This window comes from Streptomyces sp. SCSIO 30461 (genome assembly GCF_037023745.1).
Classification (GTDB): domain Bacteria; phylum Actinomycetota; class Actinomycetes; order Streptomycetales; family Streptomycetaceae; genus Streptomyces.
This window is the reverse complement of record NZ_CP146101.1, coordinates 1,995,372-2,009,711: the sequence shown is the minus strand read 5'-3', so window position 1 is coordinate 2,009,711 and position 14,340 is coordinate 1,995,372. Positions and strand designations below refer to the sequence as shown.

The window sequence follows — 14,340 nt, the reverse complement described above, 5'->3', positions numbered from 1 at the left end:
GACCCGATGACCGATCTGCACCCCTTCATCGCCGGGCTGCCCAAGGCGGAGCTGCATGTCCACCACGTGGGGTCGGCTTCCCCGCGCATCGTGTCCGAGCTGGCCGCCCGGCACCCGGACTCCAAGGTACCCACTGACCCGGCCGCGCTCGCCGAATACTTCACCTTCACGGACTTCGCGCACTTCATCGAGGTCTATCTGTCCGTCGTGGACCTGGTCCGCACCCCCGAGGACGTGCGCCTGCTGACCTTCGAGGTCGCCCGTGACATGGCCCGGCAGAACATCCGCTACGCGGAACTGACCATCACGCCCTTCAGCTCGACCCGCCGGGGCATCCCCGAGCAGGGCTTCATGGAGGCCATCGAGGACGCCCGCAAGGCAGCCGAGGCAGAGCTCGGAGTGGTGCTGCGGTGGTGCTTCGACATCCCGGGCGAGGCGGGGCTCGACGCGGCGGAGGAGACCGCCCGGCTCGCGGTCGATCTGCGCCCGGACGGGCTGGTCTCGTTCGGCCTCGGCGGCCCCGAGATCGGGGTGCCACGGCCCCAGTTCAAGCCGTACTTCGACCGTGCGATCGCCGCCGGGCTGCACTCCGTCCCGCACGCGGGTGAGACCACCGGCCCCGGCACCGTCTGGGACGCGCTGAACGACCTGGGCGCCGAGCGCATCGGCCACGGCACCAGTGCCACTCAGGACCACGAGCTGCTGGCCCACCTGGCCGAGCAGCGCATCGCGCTGGAGGTCTGCCCGACCTCCAACATCGCCACTCGCGCCGTCGCGACCCTCGATGAGCACCCCATCAAGGAGATGGTGGCAGCCGGTGTGCTGGTGACCGTCAACAGCGACGACCCACCGATGTTCGGCACCGATCTCAACAACGAGTACGCGGTCGCAGCCCGGCTGCTCGACCTGGACGAGCGCGGCATCGCAGCGCTCGCGAAGAACGCCGTCGAAGCGTCCTTCCTGGACAGCGCGGGCAAGGCCCGGATCGCTTCGGAGATCGACACCTACACCGAGCAGTGGCTGGTGAAGTGAGGCCGGCGCCATGCGCACCGTGACCCTGGTGGGCCACCGCGGGGACCCGTATCTGGCCCGAGAGAACACCCTGCCGTCGCTGGTCGCCGCCGTCGAGCAGGGCGCGGACGCCGTCGAGGTCGATGTACGGCTGACCCGAGACCGGGTGCCCGTGCTGCTGCACGACGACACCCTCAGGCGATTGTGGTGTCATGACCGCCCGCTCGCCCGGCTGTCGCACGCCGAGCTGACCGAGCTGACGCGGGGTGGCGTCCCCACACTGCATGAAGCGCTTGCCGTGGTCGGCGGCCATCGGCTGATGCTCGATCTTCCCGGTGCCGACGAGTCCGCCGTGCGCGCCATCGTGGGCGCGGTCCGCGATGGCGGCGCAGCTGATCGGGTCTACTACTGCGGGGGCCTCACCGCCATGGTCGCGGTCCGCGCCGCCGACCCGGACGCGGAGATCGCCCTGACCTGGACGACGCTGGCCCCGCCGCGCCCGGTGCTGCTGGACGTGGTCAGGCCCCGCTGGCTCAACTACAGCTTCGGTCTGGTGAGCCGGGAGCTCGCGGACCGCGTCCATGCGGACGGCTGCCTGCTCTCCGCGTGGACCGCGGACACCCGCCGCACGATGCGCCGACTCCATCACCACCAACCGAGTCGCAACGCTGGCCGCCGTGCTGCGCAACATGCGTGCCACGAAGCGCCAGGAGAGATAGGGCGGACGAGTTGGGCCCGCGGGGAGCCTGGGAGCGCTGGCGAAGACACTGGGGTGCGAACCCTCGGCGGGCGGACCTCGGCCTCGCCCTGCTGGTGCAGGCCGCACTGACCATGCCGTTCGTGGTGCCGCGCGCGCCCGAACTGCCGGACGCCACCTGGGCGGCGTATGCCCTGACGACCCTGACTGCGGTGCCGCTGGTGTGGCGGCGCAGCGCGCCCGTCGCCGTGTACTTCGCCGTGGTGGCCGCAGGGGCGCTCTACCGCTTCTCTGTCGACGGTCCGGGCCAGCCCCTGCCGTACCCGGGTCTGGTCGCCGTCTACACGGTGGCTGCCCTCTCTCCGCCACGGCAGCGGCTCGGCATCGCCGCCCTGACGTTCGTGCTCGTGTTCCCCTCGGTCGCCACCAACTCCGGCGCCGCCAAGGAACTGCTGTTCTCGCTGTTCGTCTTCGGCGCCGCGTACGTCTTCGGCCGGCTCACCGACACACGCCAGGCGTACGTCCGGGCCGTTGAGGACCGCGCCGCGCAGTCGGAGCGAGCCAACCGGATCGAGGCGGAGCAGGCGGCGGCGCGGGAGCGAGCCCGTATCGCCCGGGAGATGCACGACATCCTCTCGCATGCGGTGAGCCTGATGGTCGTCCAGGCGGAGGCGGGCCCACTGGCGGTCCGCACCGCTCCGGAACGTGCGGAGGCCATGTTCGACGGGATCTCGGAGACCGGCAGGGACGCCATGGCACAGCTGCGCCGGATGCTGGGCGTGCTGCGCGACGACGCCGCGCTCCAGGGTCGCTCCCCGCGCGAGCCGCAGCCGGGGCCCGCGGCGCTGCCGCTGCTGGTGGAACGGGTACGTGCCAGCGGCCTGGACGTCGTGTACGAGACGGCGGGTGAGCCGCGCCCGCTGCCGGGGGACACCGGCACGACGGCATACCGGGTGGTCCAGGAGGCCCTGACGAATGTGGTCAGGCACGCGGACGCCACGGTGGCCCTGGTGCGCCTCGGATATCGGCCGGACCTGCTGGAGATCACCGTCACCGATGACGGCCGGGGGCCGGAGCGGTCCGCGGACGACGTCCTCGGGCACGGGCTGATCGGGGTACGCGAGCGCGCCGCGGCGCACGGCGGCACCGCTCGCACCGGACCTCGCCCCGACGACCGGGGCTTCGAACTGGTCGTCACGCTCCCCATCCCGTCCGTAGGATCCGGGGCGGAGGTGGGGAGTTGACGATCCGTGTGGTGGTGGCCGATGACCAGGAGTTGGTGCGCAGCGGCCTCGTGATGATCCTGGAGGCCCAGCAGGACATCGAGGTCGTGGCCGAGGCCGAGGACGGGGTGGCAGCCGTGGACGCGGTACGCCGCCACTCCCCTGATGTGGCACTGCTCGACGTCCGGATGCCCGGTGCGGACGGGATCGAGGCCTGCCGCACCATCAGCGCCCTATCCACCTGCCGCACCGTGATGCTGACGACGTTCGACACCGACGAGTACGTCTTCGAGGCGCTGCAGGCGGGCGCCAGTGGCTTCCTGCTGAAGGACGTACGCCGCGACGACCTCGTGCACGCGGTGCGGGTCGCGGCACGGGGCGACTCGCTTCTCGCGCCTTCGGTGGCCCGCCGGTTGGTGGAGGAGTTCACCCAGCGCGCCGCACGTCCCCGGGCGGCGCTGGACTGCGGACGGCTGGACGCGCTGACGGCACGGGAACGGGAGACGCTGCTCCTGCTGGGGCACGGGCTGTCCAACGCGGAGATCGCGGCAAGACTCGTGGTCAGTGAGCACACCGTCAAGACGCATGTGGGCAACGTGCTGTCGAAGCTCGGCCTGCGGGACCGTGTCCAGGCGGTCATCTGCGCCTACGAGACGGGGTTGATCGCCGCAGGGCATCCCCCGCACGGGGGAGCAGGACTCGCTGCCTCCCCCGTACCGGCGAGGAACTGAGCGGACCGATACCGCTCTCGTCGGCGATCCGCGCCGACCGACCGGTCGACAGGATGGACGCGTACGGAACAGCCGTTCGCGTCCCAGGAGACGACCATGAACCCCCGAACCTTCGGTATCCGCGGCTTCCTCGCCGCCGCGCTCGTCCTCGGCGTCAGTGCCGGTCCGGGCATCTTCCCGGCCGTCGCGGACGCTCCGGCGACCGCCTGTCAGGACCGGGCCGGCGCCCCGGACGCGAAGGCCCTGCGCGAGGCGATCACCGGACTGCCCCATGCCCGTGCGACGGCAGCGCTGGTGCGGGTGGGCGGCGACGAGGGCAGTTGGCACGGGAGTTCCGGCGTTCGTGATCTGGACTCGGGTCGTCCGGCCGACCCTGACGCGCGCTTCCGCGCCGGCTCGGTGACAAAGGTCTTCACCGCGGCGGTGGTGCTCCAGCTGGCGGCCGAGGGGAAGGTCGGCCTGGACCGCCCCGTGCGCTCGTATCTGCCCGATCTGGTCCCCGCGGCGTACGGGCGGGTCACCGTGCGCCAATTGCTGAACCACACGCATGGCATCCCGAGCGCCGATGTGCCGGGAGGCACGGTCGAGGAGTGGTACGAGAACCGCTTCGCGGTGCATGACCCGCGGGCGATGGTGCGCTCCGCCACGGCCAAGACAAAGGAGTTCGAGCCGGGTACCGAGCAGCACTACCTCAACATCGGCTACACCGTCGCCGGACTGCTGGTCGAGCGGGTGACGGGCGAGCGGTACGCGGACGCCGTCGGGCGCCGCGTCCTGAAGCCGCTCGGCCTGCGCGGCACCTACTTCCCCGGCACCGACCCGCGCATCAGGGGCCCGCACAACCGCGGTTACCAGACGATGACGCTGGACGACGGCGTCGAAGGCCTGCTCGATGTGACGGTGTGGGGTGTGACGGATGCCTGGGCGGCGGGCGACCTGATCTCCACGACCGCTGATCTGGAGCGGTTCACCAAGGCCCTCTTCCAAGGCCGGATCGTTCGCGGACCACTACTGGAAGAGATGTTCACCCTCCCGGGTGAGAGGGTGCGCGACCATGTGTCAGGAGACCCTGCCGTGTACTCGGCCGGCCTGTCCGTGTCGAAGCAGGGCGGGCGTGAGATATGGGGCAAGACGGGTGCCCGCTGGGGCTACAGCACGGGGATCGGCGCCACCCGCGACCTGTGCCGCACGTTGGTGTACAACGTCAACTCCACGGACGCCAAGGGTCAGGGCACCAACTCTGTGGCAGCGGCCGTCATCGGCGCGGTGTTCAGCAGGCCCGGGCACTGACCTCGCGTACCTCCCCGGCGGAAGCCCGCCGGGGGACGGCGCTCCTTGCCGTAGCGGGAGCTACGCGGCAACGGGTACGCGCACGGGGACGCTCAGCGCCTCCAAGCGCTTGATCAGTCGCCGCACCAGCAGCAGCGGGAGCACCCCGAACAGCCCGAAGGACATGTCGATGACGGTCCACCAGAAGGGAATGCCCCGGATCGGTCCGCAGATCAGGGCCAGCGGGATGATCCCGGCGCACGCGATCATGCCGAACTCGATGACCCAGATGTTGCGCACCGGGTCGCGGTAGGGGCCGTAGAAGGCGACGGCGATGACCCACCGCGCCGGCTCCGGCGCCCCCGAGGGTGCGCAGCACGGACCGACGTGACACGAGTGGACTCTGAGGCTTCACCTGCACACGTCCAGCATGCCGAGCGGTCGGTGTGCGCGGCAGTCGACGCTGCGTCGAGCGGGAGACGTCCAACCCGACACCCGCCGATCATGGACAGCTGTCTATAATTCCTGGACACTTGTCCAGAAAGGGCCTCCAATGACTGCGCTCTCCTATGTTCTGACCGGCCTGGTCGCCGCGCTGCACGCCTACATCCTGGTGCTCGAGATGTTCCTCTGGGAGCGTGCCCCGGGCCGTCGGCTTTCGGGATTCGACGCTCCGACCGCCGAGTTGACCGCACGCCTCGCAGCCAACCAGGGCCTCTACAACGGGTTCCTGGCCGCCGGGCTGGTCTGGGGCCTGATAGCGGACGACCCGACCGGGTTCCAGGTGCGGGTGTTCTTCCTGAGCTGCGTACTGGTGGCCGGGCTGTACGGCGGCGCCACCGCGAACCGGCGCATCTACGCAGCCCAGGCCCTGCCGGGCGGGCTGGCGCTGGCAGCGGTACTGGTGGCCGGATGAGCGGTGACCCCCGCGCGGAGCGCACCCGCCGACGGCTGCGCCGCGCGCTGCTGGAGGAGTGCGGTGAGCGGCCGCTGGCAGAGCTCACCGTCGCAACCCTGGTCCGGCGCGCGAGCGTCGGCCGCGCCACGTTCTATCTGCACTACCCGGACCTGGAAGCACTCGCGGTGGACGCCTGCGCGGAGATCGTCCGCGAAGCCGTGGACGCCCTGCACGCGTGGCGTGGCGTGCCGAGCCCGGAAACACCGCCGGAGGCGCTCACGGCGTTCTTCACCGGCATCGAGCCCCATGCGGGCCTCTACCGGGTCCTGCTTCGGGAGGGTGGCGGGGGCCCGCTGGGCGAGTTGCTCCACCACGAACTACGGGAACGCAGCCGCAGCGAACGCGAGCTCGCCGGGGCGCCGTACGCCGATCTGGTCGCATCGGCGGTCGCGGCCACCTTCACCGGCCTGCTGGCCGACTGGCTCCACGCCCGGGTGGCGGCGTCGCCGCCTGAGATCGCCCGCTACGCCTGGCGACTGCTGTTCGCCCTCCACACGACCCGGCTGGGCTGAGGCCTCGCTCCCGGCACGAGGCCTGCGGCGATGGCGATGGCGATCGGCACCGAGCAGAGGCCCGGCCGTCCTTGACGACCGGGCCTCTGCAGGGGGCGGGGGAAGGCCCGAGAGCCCGCCCCGCACCACCCGGCGTGAGTGCTACGCGTCGAGGGACGTCATCACGTGCTTGATGCGCGTGTAGTCGTCGAACCCGTACGCCGACAGGTCCTTTCCGTACCCCGACTTCTTGAACCCGCCGTGCGGCATCTCCGCCACCAGGGGGATGTGCGTGTTGATCCACACGCAGCCGAAGTCCAGCACCTTGGACATCCGCATCGCCCGGGCGTGGTCCTTCGTCCAGACCGACGACGCGAGCGCGTACTCCACGCCGTTCGCGTACTCGACCGCCTGCTCCTCGTCGCGGAACGACTGGACGGTGATGACCGGCCCGAAGACCTCGTTCTGGACGATCTCGTCGTCCTGCTTCAGCCCGGAGACCACGGTCGGCGCGTAGAAGTAGCCCTTGTCCCCGACCCGGTTGCCGCCCGCCTCGACCTTGGCGTGCGCCGGGAGGCGGTCGATGAAGCCGGAGACCTGCTTCAGCTGGTTGGCGTTGTTGAGGGGGCCGTACAGCACGTCCTCGTCGTCCGGCATGCCGGTCTTCGTGTCCTTCGCCGCCTTCGCGAGCGCGGCCACGAACTCGTCGTGGATCGACTCGTGCACCAGCACGCGGGTGGCCGCCGTGCAGTCCTGGCCCGCGTTGAAGAAGCCGGCGACCGAGATGTCCTCGACGGCCTTGGCGATGTCGGTGTCCTCGAAGACCACGACCGGCGCCTTGCCGCCCAGCTCCAGGTGGACGCGCTTGACGTCCTTGGCCGCGGACTCGGCGACCTGCATACCGGCTCGTACCGACCCGGTGATGGACGCCATGGCCGGGGTCCGGTGCTCGACCATCATGCGGCCGGTGTCGCGGTCGCCGCACAGGACGTTGAAGACACCCTTGGGCACGATCGAGCCGATGATCTCGGCGATCAGCACGGTGGACGCCGGGGTGGTGTCCGAGGGCTTGAGGACGACCGTGTTGCCCGCGGCGAGCGCCGGGGCGAACTTCCAGACGGCCATCATCATCGGGTAGTTCCACGGCGCGACCTGCGCGCAGACGCCGACCGGCTCGCGACGCACGATGGAGGTCATGCCCTCCATGTACTCACCGGCCGAGCGGCCCTCCAGCATCCGCGCTGCGCCCGCGAAGAAGCGGATCTGGTCGATCATCGGCGGGATCTCTTCGGTGCGGGTGAGCTCCAGCGGCTTGCCGGTGTTCTCCGACTCTGCCGCGATCAGCTCCTCCGCGCGCTCCTCGAAGGCGTCCGCGATCTTCAGCAGGACTTTCTGGCGCTCCGCCGGAGTGCTGTCGCGCCAGGCCGGGAAGGCGGCGGCAGCGGCGGCCATGGCGGCGTCCACATCCGCCTGGCCGGACAGCGGCGAGGTCGCGTAGGCCTCACCCGTGGCCGGGTTGACCACCTCGATGGTCCGCCCGTCCGCGGCGTCCCGGAACTCTCCGTCGATGTAGTTGCGCAGACGACGCAGTTCGGTGGTCACAGCCACTCCTCCTGTCAGATGTCCAACGGGTGGGATGTCCACTGGGTGAGACACCCCAACTCACCCCAACCATACGTCCTTGAGGCTAGTCCGCCAGGCGACGTTTTCGACAGACCCAGACCCTCCGAGTTGCGAAATCAGTGACATTCAGAGCAGTGAACAACGAATTTCATCGCAGATGGGTTGCGGGATGCTCGACTCCAGTGCACAGTGTGCTCGTGGTCAGTCGAAGCGCAGAGTCCAAGACCGGTAGCAGTTCGTCTCCGACGATCGATGCCGTCTCCTTGGCGATCATCGAGCAATTGCAGGAGGACGGGCGCCGCCCGTACGCCGCGATAGGCAAGGCCGTCGGCCTCTCGGAGGCGGCCGTCCGGCAGCGTGTCCAGAAACTGCTCGACCAGGGCGTCATGCAGATCGTCGCCGTCACCGACCCACTCACCGTGGGACTGCGCCGCCAGGCGATGGTCGGGATCAACGTCGAGGGCGATCTGGATCCGGTGGCCGACGCGCTGACCGCCATGTCCGAAGTCGAGTACGTCGTCATGACGGCGGGCTCGTTCGACCTCATCGTGGAGATCGTCTGCGAGGACGACGACCACCTGCTTGAGGTGATCAACCGGCGCATCCGCACCCTGCCCGGTGTGCGCTCCACCCAGAGCTTCGTCTACCTCAAGCTGAAGAAGCAGACCTATATGTGGGGAACCCGATAGCCGTGAGCAAGGACCGCAGCGACCTCTCCCAGTCCGCCTACGACCACCTGTGGATGCACTTCACCCGCATGTCGTCGTACGAGACCGCACCCGTCCCCACCATCGTGCGCGGTGAGGGCACCTACATCTACGACGACAAGGGCAAGCGCTACATCGACGGCCTCGCGGGGCTCTTCGTGGTCCAGGCGGGCCACGGCCGCAAGGAGCTCGCCGAGGTCGCCGCGAAGCAGGCGCAGGAGCTGGCCTTCTTCCCCGTGTGGTCGTACGCCCACCCCAAGGCCGTCGAGCTGGCCGAGCGCCTCGCGAACGAGGCCCCCGGCGACCTGAACAAGGTCTTCTTCACCACCGGCGGCGGCGAGGCGGTCGAGACCGCCTGGAAGCTCGCCAAGCAGTACTTCAAGCTCGTCGGCAAGCCCACCAAGTACAAGGTCATCTCACGTGCGGTCGCCTACCACGGCACCCCGCAGGGCGCTCTTTCCATCACCGGGCTGCCCGGCCTGAAGGCTCCCTTCGAGCCGCTGGTGCCCGGCGCGCACAAGGTGCCCAACACCAACATCTACCGCGCCCCGCTGTACGGCGACGACCCGGAGGCCTTCGGCCGCTGGGCCGCCGACCAGATCGAGCAGCAGATCCTGTTCGAGGGCCCGGACACGGTCGCCGCGGTCTTCCTGGAGCCGGTGCAGAACGCGGGCGGCTGCTTCCCGCCCCCGCCCGGCTACTTCCGGCGGGTTCGCGAGATCTGCGACCAGTACGACGTGCTGCTGGTATCGGACGAGGTCATCTGCGCCTTCGGCCGACTGGGCAAGACATTCGCGTGTGACAAGTTCGGCTACGTACCGGACATGATCACCTGTGCCAAGGGCATGACCTCGGGCTACTCCCCGATCGGCGCCTGCATCGTCTCCGACCGGCTGGCCGAGCCGTTCTACAAGGGAGACAACACCTTCCTGCACGGCTACACCTTCGGCGGCCACCCGGTCTCCGCCGCCGTCGCGCTCGCCAACCTCGACCTGTTCGAGCGCGAGAAGCTGAACCAGCACGTGCTCGACCAGGAAGGTGCCTTCCTGAGCACGCTCCAGAAGCTGCACGATCTGCCGATCGTCGGCGACGTGCGCGGAAACGGCTTCTTCTACGGGATCGAGCTGGTGAAGGACAAGCACTCCAAGGAGTCCTTCAACGAGGAGGAGACGGAGCGCGTGCTCTACGGCTTCCTCTCCAAGGCGCTGTTCGACGCGGGTCTGTACTGCCGCGCCGACGACCGCGGCGATCCGGTCATCCAGCTCGCGCCGCCGCTGATCTCGGACCAGTCGACCTTCGACGAGATCGAGCAGGTGCTGCGGTCGGTGCTCACGGAGGCCTGGACCAAGCTTTAATCCCCGAAATCCCACTATTCGCGGCCCGGATGCGCCTGTTCGAGTGAGAACAGGGGCAACCGGGCCGCGTGCCGTCCGCCCACCCGGCTGCCAGTGCCTACGGTGCTGTGACGTATCGGCTTCGACGTCGTTCCCCCGGACGGGGGAACGGACCGACGTTTCTGAACCGAGGTGTACGCCAATGGTGGCTCCGCCGGACAACGATGTGCTCTGGGCGCGCTCCCTGCACCACTCCCTCGGCGGCTCGCCCGCGCTGCGCGGAGTCTCGCTCGGCGTGCGCGACTGCGAGATCCTCGCCGTGAGCGGCCCGCGCGGCAGCGGTAAGACCACTCTCCTGCGCTGTCTTTCGGGCCAGCTCGTCCCGAAAGAGGGCGAGGTCTGGTTCAACAGCACCCCCGTCCACACGATGAGCGCGCTCGCCCGTGAGCGGCTGCGCCGGGACCGCTTCAGCTGGCTCGGCGCGGAGCCCCAACTCGTCCCCGAGCTCAACGTCTGGGAGAACGCCGCCCTGCCTCTGATGCTGCGCGGCATCGCACACCGCAAGGCCAAGAGCGCCGCCCTGGACTGGCTGGAGCGCCTCGACCTCGCCCCGCTCGCCCGCAAGCGGCCCCGCTCGCTGCCGCACGCCCAGCGCCAGCGCGTCGCCCTGGCCCGTTCCCTGGTCGCCGGCCCGACGGTGCTGTTCGCCGACGAACCCACAGCCACCCTGCATCTCACCGACCGGGCCCAGGTGCTGCGTACGCTCACCACGGCCGCACGCTCGCACCGGATCACCCTGGTGCTCGCCACACACGACTCGGAAGTGGCGACGCTGGCCGACCGTATGGTGTCGCTGGTCGACGGCCGACGGGTCGCTCCCGCCGACGGCACCGGCAGCGGCACCGGCACGGAAGGCCGGGCGGCGTGCTCTCTCTCCGTCTAGCCCGAGGCGCCCACGCCCTGGTGCAACTGCGGCGGCTGCTGGTCGCCGCCGCCTCGGGCGGGGTGGGCTTCCTGCTGCTGTGCACCTTGGCGGACGCGGCTTCCCGAGCGGAACCGTCCCCGGAGCCGCTGGCGCGCCTGCTGTGGTGTCTGCTGCCGCTCGCGGCGACCGTTCAGTTCGCCGTGGCCGTGGCCCGCACGGACCCCACCACCCGGCCCAGACCCGGACTGTCCGCGGTCGGGCTCGGGCCCGTACGGCTCACCGTCATCGCGGCGGTGTCGACCGCGGTGTCGTGCACGCTCGGCAGCTCCCTGGCGCTGCTGCTGTTCCTGCATCTGCGCGGGGATCTGACGGGTCTTCCGTTCGACGGTGCGGCCGGGTCCCTGCTGTTCGCCGGGCAGCCCCTGCCCATGGGAGCCGCGCTCACCCTGCTCGCCCTGGTACCGGTCACCGCCTCGGCGGCGGCTGCTTTCGCGCTGCGCCCGCGCGGGGCGAAACGCGAGGAGAGCTTCGAACTCGAAGGCAGCGAGCCCCGTTCGGAGGCGATGCCCGCCGGACTGCCCTGGGGTATCGCACTCGCTGCCGCAGGGCTCACCCTGCGGTCCTACACGGGCCCCGTCGCGACCGTCGACGCGGGCTCCCACGCCCCGGCCGGAGTGCTGGCGGGCTGGGCGCTGACCGTGCTGGGGCTCGCCGTGGCAGGGCCGGGCATCGTCTATGTGTGCGGCATCGCGGTCCAGTCGCTGCGTCCCGGCGCGGTGCGGTTGCTCGCCGGGCGAGCCCTGATGGCGGACGCGGTCCGGATCGGCCGGCCGCTCGGGCTGCTCTGCGCGGTGTCATCCGCCGTCATCGCCGTGACCGTACTGGCCCGCGGCGCGGACTGGCCCCGGCCGTTCGGCGAGCTGACCGGGCTCGGCGCCACGCTCGTCCTGGCCTGCACGGTGGCGACGCTGCTCACATCGGCCCTGGAGGCCAGGCACGCCCGCGCGCTCGTCAGGTCCGGTCTGCGGGGCATCGGGGCCCGGCCGTCGACGCTGCGCGCCTCGGCGCTGCTGCGGATGCTGGTGCTGCTCGCGGTGTTCGCACCGCTCACCCTGGCGGTGGCACAGCTCGCGACGATGCCGCTGCGGCCCTGACCCCGGCCGGGGAGGCGTCCACTCGGCCCCCTATCGTGTCCGGATGGCGCAGGGACAGAAGCAGCAGCGGCACAGGCTGGGGTCGTCCTACGACGACGACCACGAGATAGAGACCATCGAGGAGTTCGACGAGGTGGCCGGGCGCGGCGGCCTCGCGGGGCGGCGCTACCAGTCCGTCGACCTGACCCAGCGCACCTTCGCACTGCTGTCCAGCGACACCGCCGGTGCCGTGTTCCTCGGCTGCGCCATGGAGCCGGACGCCTGCGCCAAGGTGCGCGGCGACGGAGCGCTGGTCTTCCCGCCGATCCTCGATCTGCCCTTCGACCCCTACCGGGGGCTGCTCTACACCCCCGACGAGCTGTTCGCCGGCCTCGCCGGAGAAGCCGGATACGAGGGCACCCCCGACGCACTCGCGTACGAGTGGTTCCAGCAGACCAAGGACGACCGCGACATCCATGCCTCGATGCTCCGGGCGATCCACGACGACGCCATGTCCGACGCGCTGGACGAGCTCATCGCCGATGTCCCGGTCGTGGGGGTGATGGGCGGGCACGCCATGCGCCGCGGTACGGACGCGTACGCGGGCGCCGCACGGCTCGGCCGCGCCCTGTCCCGCAGCGGTCTGATGATCGCCACCGGTGGCGGACCGGGCGCGATGGAGGGCGCCAACCTCGGCGGATACGCGGCCCCGTTCGCCGACGAGATGTTGGAGGAGTCCCTGGAACTGCTCGGCAAGGCACCTTCGTTCACTCCGTCCGTCTCGGACTGGGCGTCGGCTGCCTTCGAAGTACGCTCGCGCTGGCCGTGGGGCGGTGACTCGATCGGCATCCCAACCTGGTTCTACGGCCACGAGCCGCCGAACGCCTTCGCGGGCCACATCGCCAAGTTCTTCGCCAACGCCACCCGCGAGGACGGTCTGCTGGCCCGTTCCACCGCGGGCGTGGTGTTCCTGCCGGGCGCCGCGGGCACGCTCCAGGAGATCTTCGACAACGCGACCCCGAACTACTACGAGTCCCGCGGCGAGCCCACCCCCATGGTCCTGGTGGACCGCGCCCATTGGACTGAGCGGCTCCCCGCCTGGCCGCTGCTGCGCTCGCTGGCGGCCGGCCGTTCGATGGAGTCCCGTATCGCCCTCGTCGACTCGGTGGACGAGGTGCCGGAGGCCCTGGCCGCGATGCGGGCCGGATAGGCCCGGAAGCAACTTCCGACCCCTGGTTCACGTCTGGCAATCGGACCACGGGGCCGCACCGCCGACCCCGCCGATCAGGGTGAGGGGGCCTTCGGTGCTCATAGGGCTGCTGACCGCCGTGGCAGCGTCGATCTGCTACGGAACAGGGTCGGTGCTGCAAGCCGTGGGCTCCCGCAAGTCCGCCCGTCGGGAGGCCGCCGACGCCGGTGTCACCCAGCACGGTGGGCCGAGCCTGTCATCGACCGCGAAGGCCGCGATGACCTGGGAGTTCATCGTGGGCACCATTCTGGACTTCGTCGGCTTCGGACTGGGCGCGCTGGCGGCGCGGCTGCTCCCGCTGTTCCTGTCGCAGACGATCATCAGCGCCAATCTGGTGGTCACCGCGGTGCTCGGTATCCGACTGCTCGGGATCCGGCTGACACGCGCCGAGTGGACGTCGATCGCCGTGGTCTGCTCCGCCCTCATCCTGCTGGCCGCGGCGGCCGGGCCGGAGGGCAGCGGGCGCACCCCTATGGCCACCCACTGGTGGCTGCTGGCGATCTCGCTGCTGCTGATGGTCGGCGGCACCGTCGTGGTGCGGCTGCTCGGGGCCCGGGCCGCGATCCTCGCGGGCCTGCTGTCGGGACTGGGTTTCGGCGCGCTCGGGGTCGGCGTGCGGGTGCTCGACGGGATCGACCCGTTCGACCCGGACGCCCTCGTCTGCGACCCGGCGCTCTACACGATCCTGGTCGCGGGCACGGGCGGGATGTACCTGCACACGGTGGCCCTGCAGATCGGCTCGGTCAACGGGGCCACCGCCGCTCTGGTCGTCGGCGAGACCGTGCTGCCGGGCGCGATAGGCGTGCTCTGGCTGGGCGACTCGTCCCGTGCGGGATTCGGCTGGCCGGCGGTCGCAGGTTTCGTGCTGGCCGTGGCGGGAGCGGTGGCGGTGGCCTGGTTCGGGCGCTCGGAGTCCGATGCGCCCGCTCCCGCACCGCTCCCCGAACGGGAACCCGCCGGAGTGCGATGAGGACGTCGGATCCGGTGGA

At 70.5% G+C, this 14,340-nt stretch carries 13 protein-coding genes and 2 pseudogenes; 13 read left to right on the top strand and 2 right to left on the bottom strand.

All coding sequences use genetic code 11. The features are described from left to right. Positions 1-6 precede the first annotated feature (6 nt). The 5 genes and pseudogenes from V1460_RS09150 to V1460_RS09130 all read left to right on the top strand — a co-directional run bounded on the left by V1460_RS09150 (position 7) and on the right by V1460_RS09130 (position 4,952). Positions 7-1,032 (top strand): adenosine deaminase, encoded by a 1,026-nt coding sequence (locus tag V1460_RS09150; protein WP_338673232.1) that lies wholly within the window; start codon positions 7-9, stop codon positions 1,030-1,032. A gap of 10 nt (positions 1,033-1,042) precedes the next feature. Beyond that, a pseudogene (locus V1460_RS09145) lies at positions 1,043-1,730 on the top strand (glycerophosphodiester phosphodiesterase). 94 nt (positions 1,731-1,824) lie between these two features. Continuing rightward, positions 1,825-2,952: a sensor histidine kinase gene (locus V1460_RS09140; protein ID WP_407077599.1), complete on the top strand. Its 1,128-nt coding sequence runs from the start codon at positions 1,825-1,827 to the stop codon at positions 2,950-2,952. Further along, complete coding sequence (locus tag V1460_RS09135; RefSeq protein ID WP_338673230.1) at positions 2,949-3,662, top strand: response regulator transcription factor; 714 nt, start codon at positions 2,949-2,951, stop codon at positions 3,660-3,662. The genes V1460_RS09140 and V1460_RS09135 overlap by 4 nt, the downstream gene beginning before the upstream one ends. 96 nt (positions 3,663-3,758) lie before the next feature. Beyond that, the gene (locus V1460_RS09130) at positions 3,759-4,952 is read left to right on the top strand and encodes a serine hydrolase domain-containing protein (protein ID WP_338673229.1); all 1,194 of its coding nucleotides are present in this window, start codon (positions 3,759-3,761) and stop codon (positions 4,950-4,952) included. A 60-nt stretch (positions 4,953-5,012) separates the two neighbouring features. Here the strand turns inward: V1460_RS09130 and V1460_RS09125 are convergent. After that, positions 5,013-5,279 (bottom strand): annotated as a pseudogene (locus tag V1460_RS09125) (hypothetical protein); the annotation flags it as partial. A gap of 205 nt (positions 5,280-5,484) precedes the next feature. On the opposite strand from V1460_RS09125, the gene V1460_RS09120 reads away from it, so the two are divergent. Together V1460_RS09120 and V1460_RS09115 are read left to right on the top strand one after the other, a co-directional pair. Then, positions 5,485-5,847, top strand: a complete 363-nt coding sequence (locus V1460_RS09120) for a DUF1304 domain-containing protein (RefSeq protein ID WP_338673227.1) — start codon at positions 5,485-5,487, stop codon at positions 5,845-5,847. After that, positions 5,844-6,401 carry a TetR/AcrR family transcriptional regulator gene (locus V1460_RS09115; protein WP_338673226.1) on the top strand — a complete coding sequence of 186 codons (558 nt, stop codon included), beginning with the start codon at positions 5,844-5,846 and terminating at the stop codon, positions 6,399-6,401. Before V1460_RS09120 ends, V1460_RS09115 begins: the two co-directional genes overlap by 4 nt. Before the next feature lie 141 nt (positions 6,402-6,542). Here V1460_RS09115 and V1460_RS09110 read toward each other — a convergent pair whose 3' ends face one another. Beyond that, positions 6,543-7,982: a gamma-aminobutyraldehyde dehydrogenase gene (locus V1460_RS09110; RefSeq protein ID WP_338673225.1), complete on the bottom strand. Its 1,440-nt coding sequence runs from the start codon at positions 7,980-7,982 to the stop codon at positions 6,543-6,545. 218 nt (positions 7,983-8,200) lie between these two features. Here V1460_RS09110 and V1460_RS09105 point away from each other — a divergent pair, with 218 nt between their 5' ends. The 6 genes from V1460_RS09105 to V1460_RS09080 all read left to right on the top strand — a co-directional run bounded on the left by V1460_RS09105 (position 8,201) and on the right by V1460_RS09080 (position 14,321). Next, a complete protein-coding gene (locus tag V1460_RS09105) occupies positions 8,201-8,692 on the top strand; it encodes an Lrp/AsnC family transcriptional regulator (protein ID WP_338673224.1) in 492 nt (163 codons plus the stop codon). Next, the gene (locus V1460_RS09100) at positions 8,677-10,065 is read left to right on the top strand and encodes an aspartate aminotransferase family protein (protein ID WP_407077426.1); all 1,389 of its coding nucleotides are present in this window, start codon (positions 8,677-8,679) and stop codon (positions 10,063-10,065) included. Before V1460_RS09105 ends, V1460_RS09100 begins: the two co-directional genes overlap by 16 nt. 181 nt (positions 10,066-10,246) lie before the next feature. Further along, the gene (locus V1460_RS09095; RefSeq protein ID WP_338673221.1) at positions 10,247-10,987 is read left to right on the top strand and encodes an ATP-binding cassette domain-containing protein; all 741 of its coding nucleotides are present in this window, start codon (positions 10,247-10,249) and stop codon (positions 10,985-10,987) included. Next, on the top strand, positions 10,969-12,123 hold the full coding sequence (locus V1460_RS09090; protein WP_338673220.1) for a hypothetical protein: 1,155 nt from the start codon (positions 10,969-10,971) through the stop codon (positions 12,121-12,123). Before V1460_RS09095 ends, V1460_RS09090 begins: the two co-directional genes overlap by 19 nt. Before the next feature lie 43 nt (positions 12,124-12,166). Next, complete coding sequence (locus V1460_RS09085; RefSeq protein WP_338673219.1) at positions 12,167-13,312, top strand: LOG family protein; 1,146 nt, start codon at positions 12,167-12,169, stop codon at positions 13,310-13,312. Between the two features lie 94 nt (positions 13,313-13,406). Next, positions 13,407-14,321 carry a hypothetical protein gene (locus V1460_RS09080; protein WP_338673218.1) on the top strand — a complete coding sequence of 305 codons (915 nt, stop codon included), beginning with the start codon at positions 13,407-13,409 and terminating at the stop codon, positions 14,319-14,321. Positions 14,322-14,340: the final 19 nt, after the last annotated feature.